Below are 11545 nucleotides of genomic sequence, written 5' to 3'. Positions count from 1 at the left end.
GAGTGCGTGGGCAGCGGGTCACGGCGCCACCGCCGGGCCGTCGGTGCGCCCGGACCGCCGGGACAGCGAGGTGGTGATGCGGCCGTAGCGCTGCAGCGTGGCGTCGGCGGCCTTGAGCAGCCGGGGTGAGGCGGTGACGAACTGCCTGGCCCGGCCGGTCGCCGCCGACCGGGCCCAGTGCAGCGCGCCGGCGGGTGTACGTCGCAGCACCCGGCCCGCACCGACGTGGGCGTCGCGGCTCTTCAGCGTCTGCTTGTAGACGTCGAGCGTGCCGGGGCCCATGTGCAGCTCGGTGACGCCGACGCCGGCCAGGTGCTCGGCCGCCGCCAGCTGGACCAGCATCCCCGGCGAGTACGCGGAGAAGGCCCGGTTGAAGCCGGCGTGCCACCCGGCGGCCGTGCCGTGCGAGACCAGCAGGAAGGCGGCCGCCGCCAGCTCCCCGCCGCCGTGGACCGCCGACAGCACGCCGGAGAAGGTCGCGGTCCGCGTGTGCAGCAGCTCGTCGAGGATCTCCGGCACCCCGGTCCAGGTGGACCGGTCGCTGCGGCCGGTCCGCCGGTACTGGTCGGACTTCCAGCTCATCAGGGTGCGGAGCTGCGCCGAGTCCTGCGTGTCACCGGCGAAGCACGCGTCCTCGAAGGCCCGCTCGAACCTCCGCCGGCGTTGCCCGAGCTTCTTGTGGGTGCTCGGCGCCCGCTGCCGCAGCTCCTCCAGGTAGGCCGGGAAGCCGTCCGAGAGGTCGATCAGCGGCGACGGCACCCGGACCATCGACGCGCTCTCGAAGGGCTCCTGCCCCTCGACCAGGCAGTCGAACTCCCACACCGACAGCCCGCAGGCGCGCAGCAGCCGGTCGACGTCCCACTCGGCGCCCGGCGCGTGCACCAGCCCCTGGCAGGCCGTCATGTTCCGCGCGATGGGGCCGCCGACCCCGCCTCGCGCGTGCTCGAACGGGAAGAACCCGACGGTCTTGGACCCGTCGACGAGGACGGCCACCCGGGCCTGCGGGCGGTGCCGCCCGACGACGACGCTGAACTCCGGCGCCAGGAACGGGTGCTGGTAGGCGGGTGTGGCCTGCTGGAAGTCCCGCCAGGACTGCAGCTCGGGCTCGCCGAGCTCGTGCGGGCGGACGACGGTGATCTGCACTCAATCTCTCCCTGCTGCTGGGCCGGTCGGGGACACGGGGGCGGCGCCGTTCACGGCGGGCGCCCGGCCGGCCGGTGCGGCATGGCTCAGGCGCCCGTACGCCTTGAGGACCCGGTCGGCGGAACGGAAGAGGACCGGGTTGGTGGTGACCGTGTGCCGCAGGCGCCGGACAGGCGTCCGCCGGGCCCAGTGCAGGCCCGCGGCCGCCGACGGCCGGGCGACCCGGCCCTCGGCGACGACGGCGTCGTGGGTCTTGAGCAGCTCCTTGTAGTCCTTGTGGCCGGGGCCCATGTCGATCGCCGGGATGCCCGCGGCCGCCGCGGCACCGGCCATGCCCCGGTGCAGCAGCAGACCGGGCGAGGACCTGGCGAAGCGGGGGTCGTAGGTGGGGAACCACGTCGGCAGCACCGTGCCGCTGCTGAGCCCGAAGTGGGCGGCGACCAGCTCGTCCCCGGCGCGGAGCACCGACAGCCGACCGGTGCACCCCTCCGCCCGGGTGTCCAGCAGCCGGTCGAGCAGCTCGACCACCCAGCCCTGGGCGAACCGGTCGGTGCGCCCCGTCCGCTGGTACTGCGCCGACTTCCAGCGCATCAGCGCCCGGAGGGCCTGCGGGTCCCGGGCGTCGAAGTCGAACCGGACCTCGCCCACCTCACGCGCCAGCCGGCGGCCACGGCGGTCCAGGTCGCGCAGCCGGGACGACGCGGCCGACCGCTGCGCCCACCAGGAGTCGTAGCCGCCGCTCAGGTCGATCACCGGGGACGGCACGTGCAGGGTGTGGAACGGCACGAACGGCTGCTGACCGACCAGGAGGTGGTCGAAGTCCCACACCGCCAGCCCGCACGAGCGCAGCAGCTCCCGGGGCGACCACTCCGCCCCCGGCGCGTGGACCAGCCCCTGGCAGTCGGACAGGCCGGGGGCCACCGCGACCCCGTAGCCCAGGCCGCGCGGCTCGAAGGGGAGGAAGCCGACGATCCGCCCGCCCTCCTCCAGGACGGCGACGCGGGTCCGGGGCCGCACCTCGCCCACCGCGATCGTGAAGTCGGGCGCGAGGAAGGGGTTGTCCAGCGCCGGGTCGGCGCGCTGGAAGCCGCGCCAGGTGGCGAGTTCGGCGGCACCGAGTTCCGACGGGGCGACGACGGTCGTCCTCATCGCGGTTCCCTGCTCCCCGCCGTCGCCCGCGCCGGGGCGGTGGCGGTTCCCGGCCCGGCCGCCCGGCGCCAGAGCACGGTCCACACCGCCCCGCTGATCAGGCCGACGGCCAGGACGCCGCCCGGCCGGGACCACGCGTCCGCCGACACCATCGTCTGCGCCACGACCGTGTCGACGGCCAGCACGGCGCCCAGGGCGAGCACCGTCCGGCTGAGCGCATCGGCCCTCCGGAGCGGGCCGGCCACCGCGACCGCGGGGGCGACCACCAGGAACGCCGCGGCCGTGGCCGTCGCGGCACCGCCGGAGCTCGCCCGGACCAGCAGGGCGACGAGCACGGCCGAGGCGACGATGAGCACGCCGACGCCGACCCCCACGGCCCCGCTCCGGCGGGTCACCCGGTCACCCACGACGTCCACCGGGATTCCAGCCCGCCCACGCCGAGGAGACCATCTCCTTGACGTCCAGGCGGGCCCGCCAGCCCAGCGCCTGCTCGATGCGCTGCGCAGAGGCCACCACCCGCGCAGGGTCGCCGGCCCGGCGCGGCCGGACGTCCGGCCGCGCCCAGTCCTGCCCGGCGCAGCCGGTCACGCTCAGGATCACGTCGACCATCTCGCGCACCGAGACGCCCTCGCCCCGTCCGACGTTGGCGGTCAGCGCGGCGAGCCGGCCGGCCGCGAGCGCCTGAGCGGCCGCCACGTGTGCGGAGGCGACGTCGCCGACGTGCACGAAGTCGCGCACGCAGGTGCCGTCCGGGGTGTCGTAGTCGTCGCCGAAGACGAGCGGTGGCTGCCGGCGGGCCAGCCGCTGGAACACCATCGGGACCAGGTTGCTCGTGCCGGCGTCGGCGAGCCCGGGCTCCAGTGCCCCGGCCACGTTGAAGTACCGGAGGTTGGCGAACCGCAGGCCCGTCGCCGCGGCGACCTCGGTGACGATCCGCTCGCCGACCAGCTTCGTCGTCCCGTACGGGTTGACCGGCGCGCAGGGGACGTCCTCGGTGACCGTGGGCACGTCCGGCGCGCCGTACACCGCGGCGCTGGAGGAGAACAGGAACGTGCCGACCTCGGCGCGGGTCAGCGCCTCGAGGACCCGGCGGAGGCCCTCGACGTTCTGCTCGTAGTAGTAGAGCGGGCGGTGGACCGACTCCTCCACCTGCTTCTTGGCGGCGATGTGCACGACGCCGTGGACACCGCGCCGGCGCAGCACCCGGCCGAGCAGGTCGGCATCGAGCACGCTGCCCTGCACCAGCTCGACGTCCGCGACGCGTGCGGCGTCCCCCGTGGAGAGGTCGTCGTAGGCGACGACCTCCTCCCCCGCCTCGAGCATCGCGCGCGTGACGTGGGCCCCGATGTACCCGGCCGCGCCGGTGATCAGCCAGCACATGGCCGCGGGAGAACGGTGGAGGTGAGCTGCGAGGATGCCGCGGTGGCCCGTTCCGCGGGCCGTGCGGGCCGTGGCCCGCACGGTGGGCACGCCACCACGCGGACAGCCCGAGAGGACCGGCGAGCATGCGCCACCGGAACGGAGCGACCGACGCGACTCCCCCGCCGCGCCCGTCGTCGCCCGGACCGTGGGCGGTCGCGGCCCTCTGCGCCGGCGCCGTCGGCCTCATCGCGGTGATCGACCTGGTGCTGCAGGCCCGCCGCTGGCCGGTGCCGGTCGTCGCCGTCCTCGACGAGCCGGCGCACCTGGCCACCGCCGCCCTGCTGCTGGCCGCCCTGCTGCCCCGCCGGGCGCGCGGCCTCGTCCCGTGGGCGCTGGCCGGGGCGGTGCTGATCGACCTCGACCACGTCCCGCTGTACCTCTGGGACGCGGTCGCCGCCGGCGTACCCGGGCGCCCGGTCACCCACTCGCTCTGCACGGTGCTGGTGCTCGCCGCCGTCGGGCTGCTGGCACCTCGGCGCGTCCGGACGGCGTTCTCCGGCCTGGCCCTCGGCGTGGCTCTGCACCTGGTCCGCGACCTCGCCACCGGACCGGGCGCACCACTGTGGTGGCCGGCCGGCCCGGCGAGCGTCACCGTCCCCCATCCCGCGTACCTCACCGTGATGGCGCTGACCGCCGTCCTGGCGGTCGGCCGTCACCTGCGCACCCGACGCGTGGCGTGACATCTGCGTGCCCCGTCAGGCCGTCAGCGCCTGAGGCGCATCGCCCAGGGACGTCGCCGGCGCCACGACGTTCGGCTCCTGGACCTCGTCCACCGGGGCGGCCGCACGCTCGGGACGGCGCACTGCTCCGCGCCGCGCCTTGCCGTTGACCCGCTCGACCAGCAGCGCCCGCAGCACCCGGGTGCCATCACGCCAGGTGTTGAGGTGGCTCTCCCCGTGCACCCGCGGGTGCTCGAAGCTCGGCACCTCGGTGATCCGCATGCCGGCCTTGGCCATCCGGGTGTTGATGATCGTCTCGATCTCGAACCCGTCGCCCCAGCGCCTGCCGCCGGCCACCGCCGGCCGCGGGTCCAGTTCCAGGCAGTCCAGGCAGTACCGCCAGAAGGCGTTGTAGCCGTAGCAGAGGTCGCTGTACCGGGTGCCGAACAGTGCGTTCGCCAGCTGGTTGAGCCACCGGTTGCCCCAGGCCCGGGTCTGGGTGATGTCGGCGCTGCCGCCACCGGCCGTGAACCGGCTGCCCTTCGCGAAGTCCGCGCCGTCGACCAGGGCAGCGACGAACGAGGGGATCTCGTCGGGGTCGGCCGAGCCGTCGGCGTCGAGCATCACGACGACGTCGCCGGTGGCCGCCGCGAAGCCGCAGGCCATGGCATTGCCCTTGCCGCGCCGGTTCTGCATCACGACCCGGACGTCCGGACGCAGTGCACGCGCCACCTCGACGGTGCCGTCGACGCTGTGACCGTCGACCACGATCACCTCGTGCACGTCCGCGGGCAGCCGCCGGAAGACGTGCGGGAGGTTCTTCGCCTCGTTGTAGGTCGGGACGACGACGCTCACCCGCGGCTGGTCGCTGCCCACCGTCGAGGGCTCCGGGTCGGCTGGTCGCTCGCCCGCCGGGGGGACAGGCGGCAGCGACGCCACCACGTTGGGCCGGTCACCCGAACGCCGGGCCGGCGGCACACCCGGCCCGACGTCCGCGGCGGGACGGGAGATGGGGTTGGTGAGGGACATGGTGACGCCTCTCTGGAACGGGACGGTCTGAGAGATCGGGTCGAGTGGCCCCTACGGGCAGGCCGGCGCCGGTGGAGCGACGAGGTCGTGGGTCCGGGGCGCGCGGGAGTCGGGTTGCGGGTACGACACGGCGGCATCGGCCCCGGTCGCAGCAGCGCGGAGGCGGATGGAGCCGGCGGCCGACGGTCAGTCCGGGCGGAAGGGCGTGCCGTCGACGATCCGGGCGGTGCGGGCGGCGCACCCACGCTCGCGCTGCACCCGGAAGCCGGCCGGTGACGCGGCCGCCACACCCGTGTCCGGCGCGCACGGCGGGAGCACGCCTGTCCCGGCGTCCCGCTGGGTCCCGCCGCCGGAGACCGTGCTGCCGGCCGAGGAGCCCGAGGGTGCGACCGGCACGGGCGGGGGCATCGGTGTCGGCAGCGAGTCGAGGGGCTTCTCCTGCACCGGCAGAGCCGGGGCGGCGTTCGTGATCGGGCCCGCGTCCGGCCACGGGGTGTGCGCGACCACAGCGCCGCCGCGGAGCACCGTCGACGTGTCCGGGCGGTGGTCCGGCCCCCGGTCGGTGGTCCTGGTGGCGTGCCGCCCCGCATCGCGAGCCGTCTCCGACGCACCCAGCGAGCCGGCCCCCGCGACGGCCCGCGGGTGCGTACACGGGCCCGTGCACGCGTCCTCACAGGCGTCGTCCGGGACGACCACCGGCGGTTCGGACGTCGACCGCCCGACCGCCGGGTCAGCGCAGCGGCCCCCGCGGTCGTCCGCACCGGACGACGTCACGGCCGCCGGTCGCCCGCAGCCGGTTCCCAGGACCGCGGCGACAGTCGCCCGCCCGGCGCCGGCCCGTGGCGCGCCGCCCACCGGCGAGTGGCACTCCGCCGACCCGGTCGCCCCGTGGCCGGGCGGTCCAGCGGTCGGGGTGTCCACCGTTCCGGAGTCCCCCGGCCCCTGCTCGCAGCCGGACCCTGCCGGGCCCTCGGGCTGCACCGGCTGGTCCGAGGACGTCGGGTCCGGCACCGCGACGTCGGCCCCCACCGCCGCGACCGGCGCACTCGGCCCCGGGCAGCTCGGCTGGTCGGGGGCGGGCGTGCCGACGGCGGGCACGGACGACGGCGGGGTCGCCGGTGCGCTGGCCGGCGGACCGTCCTGCACCGCGCCACCGCCGGTCCCCGTGGACGGCCGGTCGACGCCAGCACCGGGGTCCGTGGGCGGGCGAGAGCCACCGCCGGGCCGGGTCGACGGCCGCGGGTCCCCTGCACCGCCGCCCCCGCCCACCGGCTCCTCGCCCTCGACCGGCTCGACCGGCTCGACCGGCTCGACCGGCTCGACCGGCTCGACCGGCTCGGGAGCCTCGACCGGCGCGACCGGCTCGGGGCCCTGCACCGGCACCTCCACGGGCCCTACCTGGTCGACCGGCTCGGCAACCACCACCGGCTCGACCGGCTCGGGAACCACCACCGGCTCGACCGGCTCGGGAACCTCCATCGGCTCGACCGGGTCCACCGGCTCGACCGGCTCGGGAACCTCCACCGGCTCGGGAGCCTCGACCGGCACGTCTTCCTCGACCGGCACCTCGGCGTCCTCGACCGGCACCTCGCCCTCGACCGGCACCTCGGCGTCCTCGACGGGCTCGCCATCGCCGCCCGCGGCGTCGGTCACCGAGGTGAGTGTCACCAGCGCAGGCGGGGCGACCACGTCGGCACGGGCAGACGTGGCCAGGGCGGTGACCCCGAACCACGCGACGACCAGGACGGATCCGCCGAGGAGGAGCCGCCGCCGTGCCAGCGCGCACGCGCTGTGCAGCGCGGTCCCGATGGGCACCGTGCCGGCGACGGGGACGTCCCCCGGGAGTGCGTCAGCGGCCGCGCTGCACACCGTGCCCCCGCGCTCCGCCACATCGCCCCCCGCGTGCACCTCGTCGGCCGTCTGCCCCTGCTGGCAGCTCCGGCGGATCGACTCGTGGGGGGAGGCTCGCGGGGTTGTTGACAGAGCGTCAACTACTTACGCGATGAGCTGGCGCGTTCCCGGCGAAACTTCACAGAGCGTCATCGAGCGGCGGCCCAGCGGCGTATTTTAGTGACTTTGCACACATGGAGCTTCACGCTCAGTCTGGCTGGGCAGGGGCGGCAGCCGAAGGGGGCGCGGAGGCGATGCCGGCGACTCAGTGCGAGCCCGGCAGCCACCGGGGCCACGGCCCCCGGAAGCGGGGGCAGTCGCACAGCGCGCAGTCGGAGCCCCGGCGGTAGTGGGCGTGCGCCTGGCGCGGGTGGCCGCACACGCTGCACGGCCGGTCGGGCTCCTGCCCACCACCGATCGCCCGGCGGAGGGCCCCGAGGAAGCCGCTCACCGAGCCCGCCTCCCGACCGGCCGATCCGGCGAGGGACACCCGTTGCCGCACCGTCGTGGCCGGGCCCCGGCACGGGCTCTCGCAGGCATGTGATCCGCTCCGGTCGCCGTAGGGATGGCCGCTGCGCCCTCCGTCCTGGAGGTCGACGGAGAGATGCTCCCGCAGACCGTCAGCTGAGCCGACCCCCCGGGGGGTGCGGTCCGACTCCGGTACGTCACCACGCTCCGCCCCGACCGGCGGGTGCCTCGCGGGGGTCGAGCCGGCGGCGACCGCGCAGCTCACCGACCGGGGCCCACCTCGCGGTGGAGGCGTCCCGCCGGGCAGGCAGCTGCCACAGCGCGCCCAGCCGCTCGTCCAGCACCGGGTCGAAGCGGTCCAGCCCGCCGCCGGGGTAGGGGGTCAGCTCGCCGAACCAGACCTCGCCGGCGACGTCGAAGAGGTCGACCCGGATGAAGTCCAGCCCCTCCCCCAGCGCCTCGGCGACCTTCGTCAGCTCGGGCAGCGAGGCCGGCGGCGGCGTCACCGGCCCCGGTGGCACCGCCTCGGCGACGTCGACCGGCGTCCAGTCCGGGGTGTACAGCCGGCGCCGGTGCTGCCCGAACCGGCCGGTGTCCACCTGCACGAGCTCCAGCCGGCCGCCGAAGACCAGCATCTTGTGGTCGGCCGGCACCTCGCCGGCCGAGCCGATGAACTCCTCGACCAGCAACGTCCGGCGGGCCTGGCTGTAGACCCACTCGCCGCGGTCGCGGAACAGCGGCTCGTCCAGCCAGCCGGTGGTGAGCCGGCGCAGCGCGGCGACGTCGGGCCGGCCGGCGCCCAGGTGCACCCGCATGGTGCCGTGGTTGGGCTTGAGCACCCACCGGTCGGGCAGGTCGACGTCGGCCAGCTCCGCGACGTCGGTCCCGGTCCAGAGCACCCGGGGCACGCTGAGCGAGGGCAGCACCCTCGCGGCGTGCTCCTTCATCGCCAGCTTGTCGCCGAGCCGGCCGATCAGCGGCCGCCGGTCGTGCACCACCCGCCAGTTGACCTTCTCGGTGAACGTCCGCGGCGGGCGCCCCGGCCAGCGGCCGTGGGCCTGCCGGTACAGGACGGCGCGCTTGGCCGGCAGCGGCAACCGCCGGACGACGGCCGGTGGCAGCAGTGGGGCCACCCGGGCGCCTCCTCGTGCGGTCGACACAGCTCACACAGTCTGGGCCAGCGGGTGCACCGACCGGCTCCTAGGGTCGGGGCGTGAGCACGGCAGCGGCCTCTTGACCTCGAGCGACCACCCCGAGCTCGCCGCCGGCGTCGGCTTCGTCGCCAAGGACCCGTGGCACCCGGCGATCCGTCGCGAGCACATGATCGCCGGTCAGCTGGTCCGCCGCGGCGCGCCGGTGCGGTTCGTCCAGGCCCCCAGCGACTGGCGCCGGCTGCGCACCGACCCCGGCAACTGGCAGCGCCACCTGCTCCGGGGGCACTTCCGGCCCGCGGCGCCGGGCGTCACCGTCTCCGAGCGATCGACGTTGGTGCCGGGCCTGCGCGGTCCGGGGGCCGAGCGGGTCGACGCGGCGCTGCTCGGCGGCTTCCTGCGGCGCTCGGGCTGGACGCCGGGGCTGACGGTGCTGATGTTCCCGTGGGAGTGGCGGGCGGCGCGCTCGCTCGGCGGCCGGGTGGTCTTCGACTGCACCGACGACTGGGCACGGCTGCTCCCCCAGGCCCGTGGCCTGCCCGACCAGCTGCGCCGGATCGCCGACGAGGCCGACGAGGTGGTCGTGGTCAACGAGGTGCTGTCCGACCTCTTCCCCGGCCGGACGCCGGTCGTCGTCCCCAACGGCACCGACGAGGAGCTGCTCACCGCTGCCCGGACCGTGCAGCGGCGGGAGCGGCACGCGGTCTACGTGGGCAGCGTCGCCGAGCGGTTCGACGTCGAGCTGGTCCGCCAGGTGCTCACGACGCTGCCGGACTGGACGCTCACCGTGCACGGGCAGCTGGTCTTCCCCCAGCGGGCGCAGGCCGCGGCCGACCGCTTCCTGGCCCTCGAGCAGGAGTTCCCGGGGCGCTTCACCTACGCCGGGTTGCTCGCCCGCGACCGGCTGCCCGCGGTGCTGGACGCGGCCACCGTGGGGCTGATCCCCGACGTCCCGAGCCGCGCGCTGGGCCAGTCGTCGATGAAGGCCTACGACTACTGCGCCCGCGGGGTGCCGGTGGTGGCGACCGCCGGCCACCTGGAGCACTCCAGCGACGTGCCACCGCACACCGCCGTCGTCCGGAGCGCGGCGGAGATGGCCGAGGCGATGGTCGCCGCCGCGGACGAGCCGCGCGGGTACGCCGAGGCCCGCGTCGCGTGGGCCGCCGACCGCACGTGGGACCGGCGCACCGACGCCTGGCTGGACGCTGCGCTGGGGAATCGACCGGTGGGTGTGACAGGAGTGCACGAGTCACGAACTCGCAACGCCTGCTGACCGTGTGTCGACCGGGTCGGGACACAGCGTCGCCCTAGCTTTCCGACATGACGCAGACCGCAACTCCTCCGGTCGCCGGGTCCACCGACCCCGCCATCGCCCTGGCCGACGCCCTCCAGGCCGGCTTCGCCGCCCAGCAGGCCGCCCAGCGACGCACCAGCATCCCGGCGAGCCGCCCCGCCATCCCCTGACCACGCGGACGCCCGGGGCCGTCGGCCCCGGGCGTCCGGAGCTCAGCGACCGGTCTCGGCGGCCCGACCGGGCTGCACGACCGGCAGCTCGAGGGAGTGCGCGTCGTCGGTCCGGCGGGTCCAGCCGGCCGGCAGCACCAGCCGCGGCGCCACACCGATCAGGACGGCGACCAGGAAGGCCACGCCGGCCAGCGCCTCACCGCTCTCCTCCACGAAGGTGGCCGCCGCCCCTCCCCGGGCCCCCCACTGCTGGGCGGCGAACGCGGAGACCGCGGAGAGCACGACCGAGGCGAAGGCGTACGCGCCCAGGCAGCTGAGCACCCGGCGCCGGTCACGTCGCTCGTGGCGGCTCAGCCACCACAGCCAGCCGACGGCCGCCAGGGCGAGCGGGGCGGAGAAGAGCAGGCCCCGCAGGGGGTCGCTGCCCGCGACGGCGCGCACGAACGTCACGTGCACGTCGCCGCCGGCCTTCACGGTGGCGATCCCGGCGGCGATGACCGCGACCGCGGTCCACCAGGTGCGCCGTCCGGGCATCCGGCCGGCGCCGAGCCCGGCGGCGACCGCGGCGGCGGCGAACAGGCCCGCGACGAACAGCCGCGCCAGGGAGAAGGGCGCGTCCATCGACAGCGTCCGGGCGAGGGACGGCGCGGCACCGGTCACCCGGGTCAGGTAGCCGACGAGCTCCAGGGTCACCGCGATGCCGGCGAGCACGAACGCCACCGTCGGCACCGGGACACGCCGACGAGACGTACGCACTGTTCTCCCAACCGCCACACAGCGTGTCTACCGGACGGACCGCCCCGTCCCGGTGCAGTCGGGAGCCCGCCGTCACCCGTGGGGGTGACGGGGCTCGTGGGGCGGACCGGCCCGCGCCGCCGCATCCTGAGGCGGTGCTGTCCGCACTGAGGTGCCGCCGACGAGCGGCCGGCCGGGCCGGGTCGACAGGTGTCCGTCCGGTGTTCACCCGCACGCAGCGGGATCGGAGCCTGCCGGGAACGCGCCGCGGGGAGGATCCGGCTGTGCCGCTGCTCTCCGATGCCTCGCGTCACACCCGCCGGCGCGTGCTGCACGTGCACCGCTTCCGCCGACTCGGCGACGACCCGTTCAGCGGCGGGAGCCACTACGGCTGCCGCTGCGGCGTCGTCCGGGCCGGCTTCTGACCCGGGCCAC

The 11545-nt window shown here is 76.0% G+C and carries 12 protein-coding genes; 4 read left to right on the top strand and 8 right to left on the bottom strand.

The features are described 5' to 3' along the window. Positions 1–18: 18 nt before the first annotated feature. From Q1A09_RS11645 to galE, 4 genes are read right to left on the bottom strand one after another with little or no spacing between them, the layout of a single operon-like run. Positions 19–1143 carry a GNAT family N-acetyltransferase gene (locus Q1A09_RS11645; RefSeq protein WP_299954995.1) on the bottom strand — a complete coding sequence of 375 codons (1125 nt, stop codon included), beginning with the start codon at positions 1141–1143 and terminating at the stop codon, positions 19–21. Continuing rightward, positions 1144–2292, bottom strand: a complete 1149-nt coding sequence (locus Q1A09_RS11640) for a GNAT family N-acetyltransferase (protein ID WP_299954993.1) — start codon at positions 2290–2292, stop codon at positions 1144–1146. Further along, positions 2289–2687, bottom strand: coding sequence for a hypothetical protein (locus Q1A09_RS11635; protein ID WP_299954991.1), 399 nt, complete (start codon positions 2685–2687; stop codon positions 2289–2291). The genes Q1A09_RS11640 and Q1A09_RS11635 overlap by 4 nt, the downstream gene beginning before the upstream one ends. 4 nt (positions 2688–2691) lie before the next feature. Next, positions 2692–3672 carry a UDP-glucose 4-epimerase GalE gene (galE, locus tag Q1A09_RS11630; RefSeq protein WP_299954989.1) on the bottom strand — a complete coding sequence of 327 codons (981 nt, stop codon included), beginning with the start codon at positions 3670–3672 and terminating at the stop codon, positions 2692–2694. A 125-nt stretch (positions 3673–3797) separates the two neighbouring features. Between galE and Q1A09_RS11625 the strand changes: the two genes are divergently transcribed. After that, a complete protein-coding gene (locus Q1A09_RS11625; RefSeq protein ID WP_299954986.1) occupies positions 3798–4394 on the top strand; it encodes a metal-dependent hydrolase in 597 nt (198 codons plus the stop codon). A gap of 15 nt (positions 4395–4409) precedes the next feature. Here the strand turns inward: Q1A09_RS11625 and Q1A09_RS11620 are convergent, their stop codons facing one another. The 3 genes from Q1A09_RS11620 to Q1A09_RS11610 all read right to left on the bottom strand — a co-directional run bounded on the left by Q1A09_RS11620 (position 4410) and on the right by Q1A09_RS11610 (position 8893). Beyond that, positions 4410–5402: a glycosyltransferase family 2 protein gene (locus Q1A09_RS11620; RefSeq protein ID WP_299954983.1), complete on the bottom strand. Its 993-nt coding sequence runs from the start codon at positions 5400–5402 to the stop codon at positions 4410–4412. Positions 5403–5588: 186 nt separating this feature from the next. Beyond that, on the bottom strand, positions 5589–7217 hold the full coding sequence (locus Q1A09_RS11615; protein WP_299954980.1) for a hypothetical protein: 1629 nt from the start codon (positions 7215–7217) through the stop codon (positions 5589–5591). 740 nt (positions 7218–7957) lie between these two features. Continuing rightward, positions 7958–8893, bottom strand: coding sequence for an ATP-grasp fold amidoligase family protein (locus tag Q1A09_RS11610; protein WP_299954977.1), 936 nt, complete (start codon positions 8891–8893; stop codon positions 7958–7960). 100 nt (positions 8894–8993) lie between these two features. On the opposite strand from Q1A09_RS11610, the gene Q1A09_RS11605 reads away from it, so the two are divergent. Beyond that, positions 8994–10184 (top strand): hypothetical protein, encoded by a 1191-nt coding sequence (locus tag Q1A09_RS11605; RefSeq protein WP_299954974.1) that lies wholly within the window; start codon positions 8994–8996, stop codon positions 10182–10184. A gap of 47 nt (positions 10185–10231) precedes the next feature. Then, on the top strand, positions 10232–10375 hold the full coding sequence (locus tag Q1A09_RS11600) for a hypothetical protein (RefSeq protein WP_299954970.1): 144 nt from the start codon (positions 10232–10234) through the stop codon (positions 10373–10375). 42 nt (positions 10376–10417) lie between these two features. Here Q1A09_RS11600 and Q1A09_RS11595 read toward each other — a convergent pair whose 3' ends face one another. Continuing rightward, entirely contained in the window at positions 10418–11104 is a 687-nt protein-coding gene (locus Q1A09_RS11595) for a hypothetical protein (protein WP_299954968.1), read from the bottom strand. Positions 11105–11394: 290 nt separating this feature from the next. Between Q1A09_RS11595 and Q1A09_RS11590 the strand changes: the two genes are divergently transcribed. Next, the gene (locus Q1A09_RS11590) at positions 11395–11535 is read left to right on the top strand and encodes a hypothetical protein (RefSeq protein ID WP_299954965.1); all 141 of its coding nucleotides are present in this window, start codon (positions 11395–11397) and stop codon (positions 11533–11535) included. The last annotated feature ends 10 nt before the right edge of the window (positions 11536–11545 follow it).

The sequence above is a fragment of the uncultured Modestobacter sp. genome (assembly GCF_947486615.1).
GTDB lineage: Bacteria > Actinomycetota > Actinomycetes > Mycobacteriales > Geodermatophilaceae > Modestobacter.
The sequence above is the reverse complement of the archived record's forward strand: the minus strand, read 5'-3'. Positions and strand labels throughout refer to the sequence as shown.